Source organism: Paraburkholderia sp. CI2 (assembly GCF_014201055.1).
GTDB lineage: Bacteria > Pseudomonadota > Gammaproteobacteria > Burkholderiales > Burkholderiaceae > Paraburkholderia > Paraburkholderia tuberum.
Window position 1 is genome coordinate 309,542 of the sequence record NZ_JACHDL010000002.1, and the last position, 15,732, is coordinate 325,273.

A 15,732-nucleotide genomic window follows, 5' to 3' on the forward strand; every position below is an offset into this window, starting at 1 on the left:
CGAGCCGGTGCGATCGGCTTCAGGAAAATGGCCAATTGGGGCAGACCACGGGCGCCAGTGTCGGCGTGGTGTACGGACCGCGAGTGCCTGATGCCAACGGGCTCAGCACAGCACAGATGAGCGCTGCGTCGTCGTTCGTTGGCTATGACTGCGGCCGGAACAGGGGTGTGCGCGCTGCGCGCAGTGCAACGCATGCTGCGCTGCGCTGGCAGATCACGCCGTGGAACCGGCAGACGCGGCAGGCGGCTTTGCCAGCCGGGTGAGTTGTGGCCGTCGCCACGCTCGCCGCATACCGGCAATGGGCCGCTTTCGAGGGGTAGCGGCCGTACGAATGTCCTCGTGCGAGACCGGGCGAACGGCGCTTGCTGGCCGGTTCCTGCCGATTGACGCCTCGGCTATACCCCGCACAACGTGACTTCGAAAGTCGCAGCCGAGTAGCGACCACGTGTTCAACGTTCTTGCGCGCGTTTATCTGGAAGATCCCACGGGCCATACCCGTGCAAGTCCCGCGGCGCCACATCAAAGGCGCGACGGAATGCACGCGTAAAGCTCGACGCACTATTGAAACCAAGCCCCGCGGCGATGTCCCGCACTTCGAGATGCGGAAAGCGGACCAGTTCATCCGCCGCCATTCGCAGCCTGCGACCGGTGATATAAGCGGCCAGGCCGCCTTCATGCTCAAATAGGCGCTACACGCTGGCGCGCGAAAAATGGAGCGACGCCAACACGCTGTCAGGCGACAAATCCGGGTCGTGCAGCTTGGCCTGGACGTAGCGTCGCACTTGTCCGTACGCAGCTGCCCGCACCGCAGCGTGGGCGTTGCCGGAAAGGCCCGCTTGTCGGCTGAAAGCCGCAGCCAGCGGGCCGACTGCGCTGAGAAGGGACTGACGTGCCTCGTCTTTGCTCAGGCCGACGATTTGTCGATTGAGCGCCACTAGATGTGCTATCAGCATGCGCGTCACGGGGATTGTGGCGTGGACCTGGCGGCCATGCAGGGCCGCGGCGTCGGGGAACGCCCTTTTCGAGCAGGGCGCGTGGCACAAAGAGCAACAGTATCCGGCCATGAAAACTCCGGATAGTACATGGCTGATCCATGTCCAGCGCGAGGATGGTTGGGACGGACAGTACCTGCGGTGCGTCGAACCGTTGCTTGCCGCCCAGGAATTGTCCGGGCGGACCTTCCAGGTATACGCTGAAGCTAACGTCGCGAATGCTTTCCGTCGATACGCGCCCCAGCGACCGCACGGCCAGTTGGGGCTGAACACTCGCTTCCGGGGCCACTCGAAGATACTCACGTATGAATGCGGCAACCGTTCGTAGAATTGTTTTCTTTCAGTCGTCAGCCTACCTTGATGCCCTGGGCGGTAGATTCATTTGAGTGGCAGCCATGTTAAGAGTTCTACATAGCTGGATTTATATCGGTAGCAGTGCGTACGACGAGTACACGTTCGTTCCCTGGCTGAATAAGAACGTGTATCGCAGGACTGTTGACCTTAGCCGCATCTGTATCCAGTCAGGGCCACGATGAGCACGAACGCAAGAGATTTGGTCGAGCTTCGCCGAGATGATCCGACGTCGGCAGAACTGCGGAAGATGGACGCGAACATCATCGCCGTCGGAGATCAATGCGGGGGCTGCTGACATGAACGCGCTCGAACAATGGCGCTCCCGACCAATGCAGGTCCGTGTGCTTCGCCAAAATGACCGGCGAATGAGCGGAATTGCAGCCTGCTAACGGTCCACAAGCGCTCGGACGTTCGCGAGGCGGACTGAGCACCAAACTGCACCTGGCGGTAGATGCTCCACTCATACGGAAATGAAAATGTCAGGAACCCAGCTCCTTCGTTCCGAGCGCAAGACGCTCCCCCTGCTGCCGTTGCGGGATGTTGTGGTTTTCCCGCATATGGTCATCCCGCTGTTCGTGGGCCGGCCGAAGTCGATCAAGGCGCTCGAGGTGGCGATGGAGGGCGGCAAGCAGATCATGCTTGTCGCACAAAAGACGGGGGCGCAAGACGAGCCGACCGAAAAGGACATGTATGACGTGGGATGTATCGCTAACATCCTGCAGATGCGGAAGCTGCCCGACGGCACGGTGAAAGTGCTCGTCGAGGGGCTGAAGCGCGCCAAGGCGTTGTCGATCGAAGAGCAGGAAACGCAGTTTTCGTGCGAAGCCATGCCGCTCGAGCCCGACCACGCGGACAGTGCCGAAACCGAGGCGCTGCGCCGTGCGATCGTTTCGCAGTTCGATCAGTACGTGAAGCTGAACAAGATCCCGCCGGAGATTCTGACGTCGTTGGCGGGCATCGATGAAGCGGGCCGGCTCGCCGATACGATTGCCGCGCACCTGCCGCTCAAGCTCGACCAGAAACAGCACATCCTCGAAATGTTCCCGGTCGTCGAACGTATCGAGCATCTGCTCGCGCAGCTCGAAGCGGAGACCGACATCTTGCAGGTCGAAAAGCGCATCCGCGGGCGCGTGAAGCATCAGATGGAAAAGAGCCAGCGCGAGTACTACCTGAACGAACAGGTCAAGGCGATCCAGAAGGAACTCGGCGAAGGCGAAGAAGGCGCGGATCTCGAGGAGTTCGAAAAGCGGATCGAAGCCGCGCGCATGCCGAAGGAAGCCAGGAAGAAGGCCGATGCCGAGCTGAAGAAGCTCAAGCTGATGTCGCCGATGTCGGCGGAAGCGACGGTCGTGCGCAACTACATCGACACGCTGATCGGCTTGCCGTGGCGCAAGAAGAGCAAGGTCAACAACGACCTGTCGAATGCGGAGCGCGTGCTCGACGAAGACCACTTCGGTCTCGAGAAAGTGAAGGAACGCATTCTCGAGTATCTCGCGGTCCAGCAACGTGTCGACAAGGTCAAGGCGCCGATCCTGTGCCTCGTGGGGCCTCCGGGCGTCGGTAAGACTTCGCTCGGTCAGTCGATCGCGCGCGCGACGAACCGCAAGTTCGTGCGCATGGCATTGGGCGGCGTGCGTGACGAAGCCGAGATCCGTGGTCACCGCCGCACCTATATCGGCTCGATGCCGGGCAAGATTCTGCAGAGCCTGACGAAAGTCGGCGTGCGCAATCCGCTTTTCCTGCTCGACGAAGTCGACAAGATGGGGATGGATTTCGGCGGCGATCCCTCTTCGGCATTGCTTGAGGTACTCGACCCGGAGCAGAACCACACGTTCGCCGATCACTACGTCGAGGTCGACTTCGACCTGTCGGACGTGATGTTCGTCGCCACGTCGAACGCGCTGAACATTCCGCCGCCGTTGCTCGACCGGATGGAAGTGATCCGTCTGTCGGGCTACACCGAGGACGAGAAGGTCAGCATCGCGCAGCGTTACCTGGTGCCGAAGCAGAAGAAGAACAGCGGCCTGAAGGAAGGCGAGATCGAGGTCGCCGAAGTGGCGATCCGCGACATCATTCGCTACTACACGCGCGAAGCGGGCGTGCGTTCGCTCGAGCGGGAAGTGTCGAAGATCTGCCGCAAAGTCGTGAAGATGCTGCTGCTGAAGAAGGCCGAAGGCCATTTGCTGGAGCTGTACGGACTGCAAGTCTCGCCCGACCTGATTTCCACCGTCACCGACGAAGTGCTGGCTGAAGTTGAGCAATGGCAGCAACGCCCGCTCGAGGCGATGTACCCGATCGTGTATTTCGACGCCCTGCGGCTGAAGATTCGCGACGAAGGCACGGTCAGGAACAAGGCGGTGTACCTGGCGCTGGGCAACGGGCACAAGCATGAGCCGGCTCGCCAACGTCCGCGTTGACCGTCCCGCCTGCTCAACGATCGGAACTGGGACGACTATAATTTTTAGTTCAGGGGTCCGCACCATTGGCAACGAGGCGAAGCTTGGCGCACTTGCACCTGGACTTGCAAAGTCGCTCACCGATTCTGCGCTACGGCTTATCCGTCGTCTGCGTTGGGGCTGCACTTGGACTGGCGCTCGTGTTCGAGACTTACGGGTTCCACGACATCTACGGGTCTGCTTTTAACTTCGCCATCGGCGTTGTTTGCTGGTACGGAGGGGTAGGACCTTCCGTGCTGGCAGTCGTGCTATCGGTGGCATCCTACGATTATTTTCTTTCTGAGCCGCTGTACACCATCGATCTTCAAAGCAAAGATTTTCCGCGTTTTTTAGTTTTCACGGCATGGGCCTTGATCTTTGCCGGTTTCGTCGCTGCGCGACGGCGAATCGAAACTGAGCTTCGTCACACCAGCGATCGCCTTCAGGCCGAATTGCAACAGAGTCAGCATAAAGAAAGCGAGATTCACAGGCTCAATCAGGAAGTCACCGCGCGGGCTGAGCAGCTTGAAACGAGTAACAAGGAACTGCAATCCTTCGCCTATTCCGTCTCGCACGATCTACGCGCGCCACTTCGCCATGTGATCGGATACTCCGAGCTACTGCAAAAACAGGCGGCTTCTTCGCTCGATGATAAGAGTCGTCGCTACATACAGACGATTGTCGAGGCGGCAAAAAGAATGAGTAACCTGATCGACGATTTGCTGGCCTTTTCCAGGGTCGGACAGGTGGAGACCACCAAGACGCCGGTGAGCCTCGATCAGCTCGTCAAGGAGGTCGTTGCGGAGATCGGGCAAGACACGAGAGGGCGAGACATTGTATGGACAATCAACGCTCTTCCGGTCTGCTACGGGGATCGTCCCATGCTCCGACTGGTTATCGCCAACCTTGTCGCCAATGCGGTCAAATTCACACGCATGCGAACGCGGGCCGAAATCGAGATTGGTTGCGTGGACCCGAATAAAGGCGTGGTGGAGGTGTTCGTGAAAGATAATGGTGCAGGCTTTGACATGCGGTATGCGCATAAGCTGTTCGGCGTTTTTCAACGTCTGCATCTCCCGGAGCAGTTTGAAGGTACTGGCATCGGACTCGCTATCGTTCAACGCATCATCGTCCGCCACGGAGGCAAGGTCCGTGCAGAGGGGGTGGTGGATCAGGGCGCTACTTTCTATTTCTCACTGCCTAAAGCACACGGTGCAACGGCAAAGACTGCGAGGACACCATGGACCAACTAGGACGCATTCTGCTCGTCGAGGATGACCCGAGAGACGTCGAACTCACTCTCGCCGCGCTGTCAGACTGTAACCTGGCAAACGAGGTAGTGGTTGCCCGGGACGGAAAGCAAGCGTTGGATTACCTGCAGGGAGGAATTTGTCGATCGCTACAACGAGAACCCTTCAGTCATGTTACTGGATCTGAAACTCCCCAAGGTCGATGGCCTGGAAGTCCTGGACACAGTGAAGTCGGACGAACGTTTGAAGCTCATTCCCGTGGTGGTGCTCACATCGTCTCACGAAGAGAAAGATATGATGCGAAGCTATAAACTCGGGGTAAACGCGTACGTCGTAAAGCCGGTCGACTTTCATGAATTTGTAAATGCCATCAAGGAGCTCGGCGTCTTCTGGGCAGTCATCAATGAGCCACCGCCGGGCAGCATGAGGAAGGGGCAATAATGTCGGGGCTTCGCATTGTGTTGCTGGAAGATGACGCGAATGACGCCGAACTCATTCAAGAGCTCCTTCAAGCCGATCATCTCTGCTGCGAAATCGTTCGCGTGCAATCGCGTGCGGACTTCGAGGCTGCGTTGAAAACCGTTGGAATCGACCTGATTCTTTCGGATTACCAACTTCCGGCGTTCGACGGCCTCTCGGCACTAGAGATCGCTCAAAGCGAACGTCCCGAGGTGCCCTTTATCCTGGTTTCCGGCACGCTTGGCGAAGAACTGGCGGTAGAGGCGCTAAAGAGTGGCGCTACCGATTTTGTTCTGAAGACGCGGCTGTCGAGGCTCGTGCCCGCAGTGCGGCGCGCGCTGCGCGAAGCAGGTGAGCGAGCCGAACGCAAGAACGTCGAGCAGGCGCTACACCGGAGCGAGATGTATCTGGCGGAAGCCCAACGACTGAGCCACACAGGGAGTTTTGGCTGGAACCTATCGAGCGGCGACATCTATTGGTCAGATGAGACTTATCGAATATTCGAGCTCGACGCTGCCATCAAGCCCACCGTGCAGGCCATCATCGACCGGACGCATCCGGACGATCGTGTCCGTCTGCAGCAAATCATTGACCGCGCCGCAAGCGAAAGGAAGGCATTTACGGTCGAGCATCGTCTGCTGATGGCTGATGCTTCTATCAAGTATGTTCGAGCTGTGGCGCATGGCGTGAGCGACTCTGATCCGGATCGCTTCCGTTTCGTGGGCGCGGTCATGGATATCACCGAGCGCAAACGCACCGAACAAACACTGCTCGAACGCGAGTCGAAGATCCGGCGCCTCGTGGATGCCAACATCATCGGGATCATTGTCTGGAATTTCGATGGTGAGATTCTCGAGGCCAATGACGCATTTCTGCGCATCGTGGGATACGAGCGTGAAGATATAGGCTCAGGTCGCGTAGGCTGGAGGGATCTGACGCCGCAGGAATGGCTCCCGCGCAGCGAACGGGCCCTGGTGGAGGCCGGGCAGACGGGGCGCGCCCAGCCTTACGAGAAGGAGTACATCAGGAGGGACGGTAGCCGTGTGCCCGTTATGGTCGGTTTGGCCACGTTTGACGCAAGCGGGACGGAAGGTGTTGCATTCGTGCTTGATCTGACCGAGCGCAAGCGTGCCGAAACCGAAGCCCACGAGAGCGAGCGGCGTTACCGGGAGGTGCAAAGGGAGCTGGCGCACGCGAACCGTGTCGCAACCATGGGCCAACTCACGGCCTCGATCGCTCATGAAGTCAACCAGCCGATCGCCGCGACGGTCACCAACGCCCAGGCGGCGCTGCGATGGCTGAACGCCCAGCCTCCTGAAGTCGAGAAGGCCCGGCAGGCGCTCGGCCGTATCGTCAACGACGGCAATTGGGCGGCGGACGTGATCGGCCGGATCCGGGAACTGATCAGGAAGACACCGCCACGGAAGGAACCGGTGGACATCAACAAGGCAATCCGCGAGGTGATTGAGCTCACCCGTGGCGAAGCGTGGAAGCACGGCGCCTCGGTGCAGACGCATCTCGCGGACCGATTACCGCTAATTGAAGGAGATCGGGTCCAGTTGCAACAAGTCCTCCTTAACTTGCTCATCAACGCGATGGAGGTGATGAGCGGTGTCAGCGATGGCGTGCGGGAATTGCTCATCAGCACGGCAAGAGCCGACTCGGGCTGTGTACTCGTGACGGTGCTCGATTCGGGGCCTGGCTTTGCCGCGGACAGTGCCGAGCGCCTTTTCGCTCCTTTCTACACGACGAAGCCGACCGGTTTGGGGATGGGGCTGCCGATCTGCCGTTCGATCGTCGAGGCACACGGCGGCCGATTGTGGGCAAGCGCAAACGTGCCGCGCGGCGCGATCTTTCAATTCACGGTGCCCGCCCATCCAGACACTTCATCGTAACTGCGAGCAGCACGAGAACTTCCTCGCGCTGCTGTCCGTCCGTTGGCGAAGGCAGAGATGCTATGTGGGACTACCCAAGCCAGACCCGTTTAGCTAAAACGGAATTTCCAACCCTGTGCAAAGGAGACGGAAATGTCGACGACCCCGACAGTCCCACAAGGCAAGGATACGGCGATCCAAGGCCAGCTCTACATGAGCTTCGAACTCGGCGACAAGTCGTGGAAGTTGACGGCCAGCGATGGCCGGCGCGGCCCGAGCCGTTTCAGCGTGCACGCCGGCGACACGGCTGCGGTGCTCGACTGCGTGCGCCGCGCCAAGGAGCGCTGCCAGCTCGAACCGCAGGCCCCGGTGCATTCGTGCTATGAGGCCGGCCGCGATGGCTGGTGGCTGCATCGCTGGTTGAGCGGGCAAGCATTGACAACCTCGTGGTCGACCCGGCGAGCATCGAAGTGAACCGACGCGCCAGGCGGGCCAAGACCGACCGGCTCGACGGCGACAAGCTGCTGGTGATGCTCAGGCGCCACCACGCCGGCGAGCGCGTCTGGTCGGCGGTGCACGCGCCCACGCCCGAACAGGAAGACGCGCGCCGCACGCACCGTGAACTGGCCCGGCTGACCCAGGAGCGTACCGCCCACACGAACCGCATCCGCTCCCTGCTGGTGCTGCACGACCTGCGTGTGCCGGTCATCGTCGGCGGGCGCGACTGGGCGGCGTGGTGGGAGCGCCATCGCGGGCAGGTGCCGCCGGTGTTGCGCGGCGAGATCGAGCGCGAGAGCGCGCGGCTGGCGCCGGTCAGGCAGCAGCTCAAGGTGCTGGAAGCGGCGCGGCGCCAGGAACTGGCCGAGGGCAAGCATCCGCTGGTGGCGCAACTGGCACGGCTGCGCGCGATCGGCCCCAAGGGCGCCTGGGTGCTGGTCAAGGAAGTGTTTGGCTGGCGACGTTTCGCCAACCGGCGCGAGCTGGCCGGCAGCCTGGGGCTCACGCCGACACCCTACGACAGTGGCGGCAGTCAGATCGAGCAAGGCATCAGCAAGGCGGGCAACAAGCGAGCGCGCACGATGCTGGTCGAACTCGCCTGGCGCTGGCTCGGCGCTCACGCAACGTGTGCAACAACGCAGCCGCGACGCCTGTCGGAAAAACCAACGCGCTAACCGCGCTCGAGCAAAGAATCCCGATCGTCACCTCGGCCGCGCGTGTCAGTGCAGCGAGGAACAAGCCATTGGGATCAGTCGCCATGGGAACGCCGATCAGCACCGCGGTGTATCCGGCAAGCACGAAGGCATACCAACGGAAATGACGGAAATGGCGGGCAAGCGCGGTGCAGGCCGCCACCCAGCAGGCGAGGCCGGCTATGTACAGCCCGGACTGCTGCGGAAAAAGCGCGCCGAGCACGATAGCCGCTACCATGCCGGCCGCTGTCCCGAGGACACGGTAAAAGCTCTTTGCGAGCACCATGCCGGTTGTCGGCTGCATCAGGACAAAGACAGTCACCATCGCCGTGCGCGGCTGTGGCAGTTCCAGCGTCATTGCAATACCCAGCGCAAGCAGAGCTGCGGTAACTGCCTTGGCGAGATGAAGCCACATCAGGCCGTCGCGCGCACCCCACTCTAACGTGTGCAGCCTGGCATTGCGTAGTACGCGTTTCCACCGCTGCTGCTGCAGCGGTGCCGGGTCGGAGCTCTATTGATACGTCACGGTTGCAGATTCCAATTTTGTTTGTCGACGACGGCAGTCGTCACGCACGACAGGAATATTCGGCACCTCGGGTTGCAGGCGAATTTCGAAAAACCGCTCGTTTGTTACGTCTGAAATCGTTGCCCAACGCGTTTGAGCAATACCGGTACGCGATCTCAGTGAGAGGACGCCGGTTGGAACGCGCGCGCGAGCGCCTCCGCAATATCGGCCTGCCGTAACGGCTTCCGCAGCACGGCGAGTACGCCCTCCTCTCGCGCGTCGCGCTCCAGTGTCGTATTGCTGAACCCGCTATACAGAATGACCGGCAACCCAGGACGCAGTGTGCGAATCCGGGCCGCCAGGGCGAGGCCTGTGGGCTCCGGCATCGTTTGGTCGGTAATTACCACGTCGAATCGGTTAGGCTCCGTCAGGAGCGCCTCCCAGGCTGCGATGCTCGAACGGAACCCGACCGGTTCATAGCCGAGTTCCGCAAGTACCTCCTCCCCCAAAGTCACGAGCGTGTCCTCGTCATCGACCAGCAGAACCACTTGTCCGTCGCCATGAGGCAACGATTCGCGCCCATGTTCGTGCGATGCCGGCGGAGCATCCGTGACGGGCAAATACACATCGAAGCGAGTGCCCTCACCCGGCGCGGTCTGTACATCGATGCCGCCGCCGTACTCGCGAACGATGCCGTCGACGAGCGAAAGTCCGAGGCCCGTGCCCTCGCCGGCTCTTCGTGTCGTGAAAAAAGGGTTGAAGATGCGCTCAAGCACATCGGCGGGAATGCCGATGCCGGTATCTTTCACCGTCAGCCGGACAAAGTCGCCGTTGCCCAACGCGCCATGCGAAAACGCGACCGGGGCGCCAAAGCGCACGCGAACAAGCGCGATGCCAAGCACGCCACCTTGGGGCATCGCATGAACCGCATTGCTGCAGAGGTTCATGATGATCTGGTGCATGCGTGGCGTCGCCCATGGCGAACGCGTCGTCTGCATCGAGACGGACATCGAGTTTGATCGTCGCGGGCAGCGTCCCTTTCAACAGTTCGATCGCTTCGGCAACAACCGGCTGCAAATGAACGTGCACCCGCGCTGTCATGCCGCTTCGACTGAATGTGAGAATACGTTCCACCAGTAAGCGCGCGCGGTCGCCTGCCCGCGTCATCTGGTCGACATACCGTCGCTCCGGAGTGCCTTCGCCCAGCACCGATAACGCCCGTTCTCCATAGCCGAGAATCGCACCCAGAATGTTGTTGAAATCGTGGGCGACGCCTCCAGCGAATGTCCCGAGCGCTTCAAGCTTTTGCGATTGTCTTAGTTGATCCTCGAGCCTGCGCCGCTTATCCTCGTCGTCGAGGCGTTGCGTGATGTCCTCCGCAGTTGCAATCAGCATGTGCTCCGTCGGGCGACCGCTCTGCGCGGCCGGCCCGTGGATAGCAAACACGCGCGCAATGCTCATGTCGGTCCAGACGACGTGTCCGTCCCGGTGCAAGTAGCGTTTTTGAAAACGAACACTGTCGCATCTTCCGGTAACGAGATCGTCGATGTTCGACTTCGTCACCTCGATGTCGTCTGGATGGGTAATGTCGATTGCGCGCAACTGGGCCAACTCCTCGCGCGAATAGCCCAGCATCCGCTCAAAGGCCGGATTGGCCATCAGATAGTTACTGTGCGCGTGCAAAACCAGAACGCCGATTGGGGCATGCTCGAACACCGCGCGCCAGCGCTGCTCGCTAGACCGCAACTGCTCGATTACGCCCTGCAGGCTGCGCAACAGCTTGATCAGCAAGAACGCGAGCATCGCTATCACAGTTGCAATCAATGCAGTTCGCACCAGGACATTGATCGAAAAGGCACGCCAATGCGCCAGGACAAAGGAATCATCGCGCAAAACCTGGATCGCCAATGGGAAGCCTTGGACGAAATGAGTCTCCGACTGGATGCGTTTTCCCATCGGCGCACTGGCGGGCTGCAGATAGGTGATGACCGGCTCGCCGTTCGTGCGCAACCATTTGCGCAGCAGCCGGTCGATCTTCCTGTCGTCCAGCCCATCGCAGATGCGCTGCAGGGCCTTGGGGTCCTCGCAGGAAAGAATGCCGTTGTCCAGCGCCTCGAAGGCGATGCCGCGCTTGCGCAACTGGCACTTGGCGTACTCGTTACCGTTGATGCACAGCTTCGCGGTGTACGGAAAGTAGGAGCAGAATTTAAGGAAGAACGGGCCGAAGTCTTCGTCCATGCAGTAGAAGTAATAGTGGTTCACCATCGCGCTGCCGTCGACCACCCACGGATAGCTCATGCCGGTGCGTGCACAACGGCGCCGCTCGGTGCGCACCACACGCGCCTTCTCCTGGGCCCGGCCGACGTACAGGATCCCTTCGTCGGCGTCGAACCGCTGCAGATACTGCTGGGTGACGTCGTCCTTGCGCTGGTGCTTGCCAAAGCTCACCAGATCCACACCCTGCCCGGCTACAAACCTCTCGATGTTAGCCACGAACGCCTCGGTCTTGGGCGCCACCGTCGCGGTCGAGGCAAAGCGCTGACCGAGATGCCCACGCAGGTACCACACCACGCCACCTACGCGCTGCAACTGCGGCACGTATACGTTCAGGTACATCCGGTCGACGCACTCGCTCTCGAGCACGACGTGGTCCCGTAGAACATCGCACACACTCTGTGATAGCGTCATGTCTGGCTCCGGTCGTCCACGGGGTCTTCGGACCCCATTGAGCTTCGAGCTCGTACATCGCTGGGCTTGTCCCAGCCGGCTCGACCGGAGCCACCCTACGTCACGCAGTCACCAATACCACTCGTCGGTCTGAGGCGCAGCCTCCTTAGTGATCGGTTCGCTAACCGCTATGGCGTCGCCTTTGGCGTGTTCGAGGTACTGAAAATACGGACGAGCGGAAATATTGATGGCCGAACCGTCAGCCGCTGCCGAGCTTGCGATCAATTTTCCGCTTGCATCGGCCACCGTAAGCTCGCGAATCTGCGGCACCCCGCCCGTTTGTCCACGTAGAAATTCTGTCGAACTGGACGACGACGTTCCCACCCGCTCCACATCCGTCAAGACGGCAGCGCGTCGCAGGAGCAGCTCGACGCCCTGCAACGATCGCGTGGTCTGCTCGGCAATCGCACTCGAGATGCTCGAAAGCTCTCGCTCGTTTTTGGCAAGCGTGTCGTTGCGCAAGCGCCAAAGACTCCAGCCCGATGTCAAGGACAAGAGCGTTACGATCAGACATGCGCCTACTACGATGACCCGATGCCAGTAGGGCCACGTAACCGTCCGCTTCGTCCGTTCTGCTTCAAACATGATATAGCCCGCGCGAATGCGACCGTTGTCTGGTAGTTTTTATATCGCTTCATGTACTACGGAAATCAATCCATCGCAACTGAACGACTCGACCGCAACACCCGCCGCTCCGAACGATTGCATGTAGGCCCCTTCGTAAAACTGAATTCGCCGAAGCTATCCCCGAGCGGTATCGCCGACAAGTTGCACAGTCGGTTTTCGGCTGCCGCGACGATTGATATCTCCGGCTACTTCCCGGCTAGCGTCGTCTCTTCGCGGGTGCGGCTTCGTCGTTGTCGAGCGCCGCAGCCTCGCCGAGACCTTCGGCAGGCATCGCACCGCTCCCCGCCCATTGCGCCGCCGTGTTCAATTTCTCGACTGGCGCAGCAAAGATGTACCCGGCGCCACATTCCGTCTTGATGTACTGCGGCCGCGAAGGGTCTTCCTCGATTTTCCGCCGCAAACGCAGAATCTGGACGTCGATCGAGCGATCGTATACGTCGTCATAGAGACGGCTGGCCTCGAGCAGTTGGTCTCGTGTCAAAATTCGCGCCGGCGACGAGAGAAAAGCATTCAGCAAACAAAACTCGCCATTCGTGAGCTCGACACGCTCGCCGGCTGGCGACGTCAGTTTGCGTGTGCCAAGAACCAGTTCCCATCCTGCAAAACGGTATGCGCGTGCATCCACCTGGCGACCCGCCTCTCCGGCCATCGCGGTTGCACGCCGTAGAAGCGCACGGATCCGTGCGAGCAGTTCCCGTGAACTGAATGGCTTCGTGATGTAATCGTCCGCCCCTAGTTCCAGCGCCATCACGCGATCGGCCTCGTCGCGCCGCCCTGACACAATGATGATAGGAAGCGACGACTGCTCGCGAAGGCGTTGCGCGATCTGCATGCCATCTTCGCCTGGCATGCGCAGGTCGAGAATGATCAGATCAATTGCGTGTTCCGCGAGCGCCGTCGTCATCTCCTTGCCGTTCGTCGCCACCGTGACGCGAATGTCGTTCTGGTTCAGGTATTCGGCGATCAGCTCGCGGGATGGCGGGGTCATCGTCGACCGCAAGTACGTGGGGGAGATTGACCATGGCTTGAGGATGAATATCTGAATGCGTCGGTTATAGTGAACCATTTCACTGGGCGGACGGACGTCAGCCCGCACGCGTGTGTACATCGCCGTCATGCGACTGCAATTCTCGCCTTTGACGATCTGCCATCGCGCTCGGCGCTCTCGCGTAGCGTCTCAACCCCCGAGGAAATTCGCTGCAACGCGTGTCGCATCGAGAGCGTGATCGAGTCATCAAGCAGCGGCGGCGGTCCACGTTTACCGGAGTTGTCCGTAGCAGAGCTTTCTCCCCGCAGTAACGCAGCACTCCATGCCATCTCATCCTCAACCCATTGGGCAAACGCACCCATCGTCTGCGCCGATGAAGACAGGCCCGCCGGATCAACTGACAGCTCGAGCAATGTCGCCGCCCCGATCGTGCGTCTGAGTGCGGCGACCACGGTCTTATCGTCCATGTCCCATCGCACACCGGCATTCGGCTCTATGCGCATACGCCCCATTGAAGCCTCCATCTGGTCGGTCGCAATGCAAGCCTGACGGCGCAATCCGGCGAGCAGGACGTCTGAGTCTGCGCCGGCCGCCGCAGCCCACAGCGCTTGAGTGACGTAGCGTGCGCTCGTCTCGATAGCCGTTGCGACAACATGGGCGATTCGATGTCTTTCCCAATGCGGCCAGACGAGAAGCGAGATGGCAACTCCCAGAGCCGCGCCGGCAACGCTATTCGCCATGCGCATTAGCGCGAGGGTCAGTTCCGAGCCGCCTGGCTGACCCAGCTCTGCCACCAGGATGAAGTGCGGTGTCAGGAAAAGCGTATAGACGATGTAGTTGACCGCCCTCCCCGCGAGCGTCCCCACGGAGAGCGGGAAGACCAGTATCGCCAGCCACAAGGGCGAATGGATGAAAAAGCCCAGCGCAGCCGCGAGCATTGCTCCGATGACGGTTCCGCCGACACGATGGGCCGATATCTTCAAGGTCGAAGCGAAATTCGGCTGCATGGTGAAAAACGTGGTGAGGATCAGCCAATAGCCGTGACCAGGCCTGAAATACAGCACCAGACACACCGAGGTTGCGCTTGCAAGCGCGACGCGCAACGCGTATCGAAACCAGCTTGAGTCGGCATTCAGGTTAGCCGACAGTTGCCTGCTGAACGAACGCCAGGAAGACTGCTCATTGCCATCCGTAAGCGTTACGGCCGAGCCATCTGCCCCGCTTGCCCGCAGCAGCGCCTGCGCCCGGCCGATGGCGCTGCGCACACGCGAAACAACCGCGGCTAGCGTCGCGACGTCGAATTGCTCATGAGGAACAGCAAAAAGCCCCGAAGTGCGCGCCTGAAGCCGGCCAATCGCCGCGTCGAGGGACACAAGCCGCTGCCTGATTTCGCCCCGAAGTGTCGGGCACGCAGACTTGCAACACAGTGCGATCTCCTTCAACAACTCCGCTGTTTCGGCGAACACGGTTGAAACCAACGCGCGCGCTCGATGCGGCATGACGGGAACCACGTCGGGCGCAAGCAGATGGTCCAATGCGACAAGTGCGACAAACGTCTGTTCGGCGGTCGTTGCCAGTTCGATCGCCTGCGAGGCGCAAGCCCGTGCCGAAGGTTGTCCTTGCGATACGATGAGGACCGTATCGCGAACGGCCTCCAGCCTCGTTCGCACGCGCGCCCGTGTTGCGCCGCGCGCATCGGCTGACGTGACTCCATCAGCGCGACTGGTCGCCGTGCACTGCGACAATTCGAAGGCGAGGTCGGCCATCTCGGCAAAGCACGCTGCGACCCCGCGTCGCACTGGGGCATAGTGGTCCCCGCGCCATAGCAGCACGCCAAATCCGATCGCCCAAAGGTTGCCATACAGGAAGTAAGCTGCGTACCGCGTCGCGTGAACGAAGTCGTGCCCGGGGAACGCGGTCGACACGCCGAATGCGGTCGCGACCAGCAATCCCGACAACCCGATCCTGGGGCCGCCGACCCTCGCAAACGCGCCCGCGAATCCGACTGCGGCAGCAAGCACAACCGCGAGCACTGGCCACTCGCCCGACCACGATGCAACGCCCGAAGCCAGCGAGCCGGCGAGGCCGAAAGACATCGCAAATGCGAGTCTTGTCCGTCGCCGGCCGCCGGAATCGGCAAAGCAGGTCCAGAAGGCCGCGATCGCCGACCAGCTCAACAGCGGCGCATGCAGAATCGCGGCCAGCACCGCGGGCACGGTGCAAATAATTCCGCCACGCAACGCGTCGGTTAGCGGGACGTGACGCAGCGCGCGCGAGGCTGCCAGCCAACGCAGGGTGTTCTGCACGAACGGGACAGAAACCATGGCAAGT

The 15,732-nt window shown here is 60.8% G+C and carries 10 protein-coding genes and 4 pseudogenes; 6 read left to right on the forward strand and 8 right to left on the reverse strand.

Annotated elements, in window-relative coordinates; genetic code table 11:
• Nucleotides 1-449: 449 nt before the first annotated feature.
• Nucleotides 450-632 carry a helix-turn-helix domain-containing protein gene (locus tag HDG32_RS36205; RefSeq protein ID WP_260335738.1) on the reverse strand — a complete coding sequence of 61 codons (183 nt, stop codon included), beginning with the start codon at nt 630-632 and terminating at the stop codon, nt 450-452.
• Between the two features lie 57 nt (nt 633-689).
• A complete protein-coding gene (locus HDG32_RS36210) occupies nt 690-953 on the reverse strand; it encodes a hypothetical protein (protein ID WP_260335740.1) in 264 nt (87 codons plus the stop codon).
• 869 nt (nt 954-1,822) lie between these two features.
• Between HDG32_RS36210 and lon the strand changes: the two are divergent.
• From lon to HDG32_RS05200, 6 genes and pseudogenes are all read left to right on the forward strand, one after another.
• Nucleotides 1,823-3,721, forward strand: a pseudogene (lon, locus tag HDG32_RS05175) (endopeptidase La); the annotation flags it as partial.
• A gap of 125 nt (nt 3,722-3,846) precedes the next feature.
• The gene (locus HDG32_RS05185; protein ID WP_184063972.1) at nt 3,847-5,034 is read left to right on the forward strand and encodes a PAS domain-containing sensor histidine kinase; all 1,188 of its coding nucleotides are present in this window, start codon (nt 3,847-3,849) and stop codon (nt 5,032-5,034) included.
• A pseudogene (locus HDG32_RS05190) lies at nt 5,022-5,472 on the forward strand (response regulator). Before HDG32_RS05185 ends, HDG32_RS05190 begins: the two are co-directional and overlap by 13 nt.
• On the forward strand, nt 5,472-7,385 hold the full coding sequence (locus HDG32_RS36965) for an ATP-binding protein (protein WP_184063975.1): 1,914 nt from the start codon (nt 5,472-5,474) through the stop codon (nt 7,383-7,385). Before HDG32_RS05190 ends, HDG32_RS36965 begins: the two are co-directional and overlap by 1 nt.
• Nucleotides 7,386-7,517: 132 nt before the next feature.
• Nucleotides 7,518-7,838, forward strand: coding sequence for a hypothetical protein (locus tag HDG32_RS36225; protein ID WP_260335744.1), 321 nt, complete (start codon nt 7,518-7,520; stop codon nt 7,836-7,838).
• Complete coding sequence (locus HDG32_RS05200; RefSeq protein ID WP_311539607.1) at nt 7,811-8,536, forward strand: IS110 family transposase; 726 nt, start codon at nt 7,811-7,813, stop codon at nt 8,534-8,536. The genes HDG32_RS36225 and HDG32_RS05200 overlap by 28 nt, the downstream gene beginning before the upstream one ends.
• Here HDG32_RS05200 and HDG32_RS05205 read toward each other — a convergent pair.
• The 6 genes and pseudogenes from HDG32_RS05205 to HDG32_RS05230 all read right to left on the reverse strand — a co-directional run.
• Nucleotides 8,469-9,047, reverse strand: a pseudogene (locus HDG32_RS05205) (FUSC family protein); the annotation flags it as partial. The gene HDG32_RS05200 and the pseudogene HDG32_RS05205 sit on opposite strands and share 68 nt — an antisense overlap.
• Nucleotides 9,048-9,235: 188 nt before the next feature.
• Nucleotides 9,236-10,069, reverse strand: coding sequence for an ATP-binding protein (locus HDG32_RS36230; RefSeq protein ID WP_311539601.1), 834 nt, complete (start codon nt 10,067-10,069; stop codon nt 9,236-9,238).
• A 106-nt stretch (nt 10,070-10,175) separates the two neighbouring features.
• Nucleotides 10,176-11,747: pseudogene (locus HDG32_RS36970) on the reverse strand (PAS domain S-box protein); the annotation flags it as partial.
• Between the two features lie 108 nt (nt 11,748-11,855).
• The gene (locus HDG32_RS05220) at nt 11,856-12,248 is read right to left on the reverse strand and encodes a hypothetical protein (protein WP_184063984.1); all 393 of its coding nucleotides are present in this window, start codon (nt 12,246-12,248) and stop codon (nt 11,856-11,858) included.
• 361 nt (nt 12,249-12,609) lie between these two features.
• Nucleotides 12,610-13,401, reverse strand: a complete 792-nt coding sequence (locus tag HDG32_RS05225) for a response regulator (protein WP_311539602.1) — start codon at nt 13,399-13,401, stop codon at nt 12,610-12,612.
• A 125-nt stretch (nt 13,402-13,526) separates the two neighbouring features.
• Nucleotides 13,527-15,725, reverse strand: a complete 2,199-nt coding sequence (locus HDG32_RS05230) for an FUSC family protein (RefSeq protein WP_184063987.1) — start codon at nt 15,723-15,725, stop codon at nt 13,527-13,529.
• Nucleotides 15,726-15,732 lie beyond the last annotated feature (7 nt).

Bases quoted from the DNA above. Each gene is read 5' to 3' on its own strand.
- HDG32_RS36205 (WP_260335738.1), bottom strand. From the start codon at position 632: ATGGCGGCGGATGAACTGGTCCGCTTTCCGCATCTCGAAGTGCGGGAC.
- HDG32_RS36210 (WP_260335740.1), bottom strand. From the start codon at position 953: ATGCTGATAGCACATCTAGTGGCGCTCAATCGACAAATCGTCGGCCTG.
- HDG32_RS36965 (WP_184063975.1), top strand. From the start codon at position 5,472: ATGTCGGGGCTTCGCATTGTGTTGCTGGAAGATGACGCGAATGACGCC.
- HDG32_RS36225 (WP_260335744.1), top strand. From the start codon at position 7,518: ATGTCGACGACCCCGACAGTCCCACAAGGCAAGGATACGGCGATCCAA.
- HDG32_RS36230 (WP_311539601.1), bottom strand. From the start codon at position 10,069: ATGTCCGTCTCGATGCAGACGACGCGTTCGCCATGGGCGACGCCACGC.
- HDG32_RS05225 (WP_311539602.1), bottom strand. From the start codon at position 13,401: ATGACCCCGCCATCCCGCGAGCTGATCGCCGAATACCTGAACCAGAAC.
- HDG32_RS05230 (WP_184063987.1), bottom strand. From the start codon at position 15,725: ATGGTTTCTGTCCCGTTCGTGCAGAACACCCTGCGTTGGCTGGCAGCC.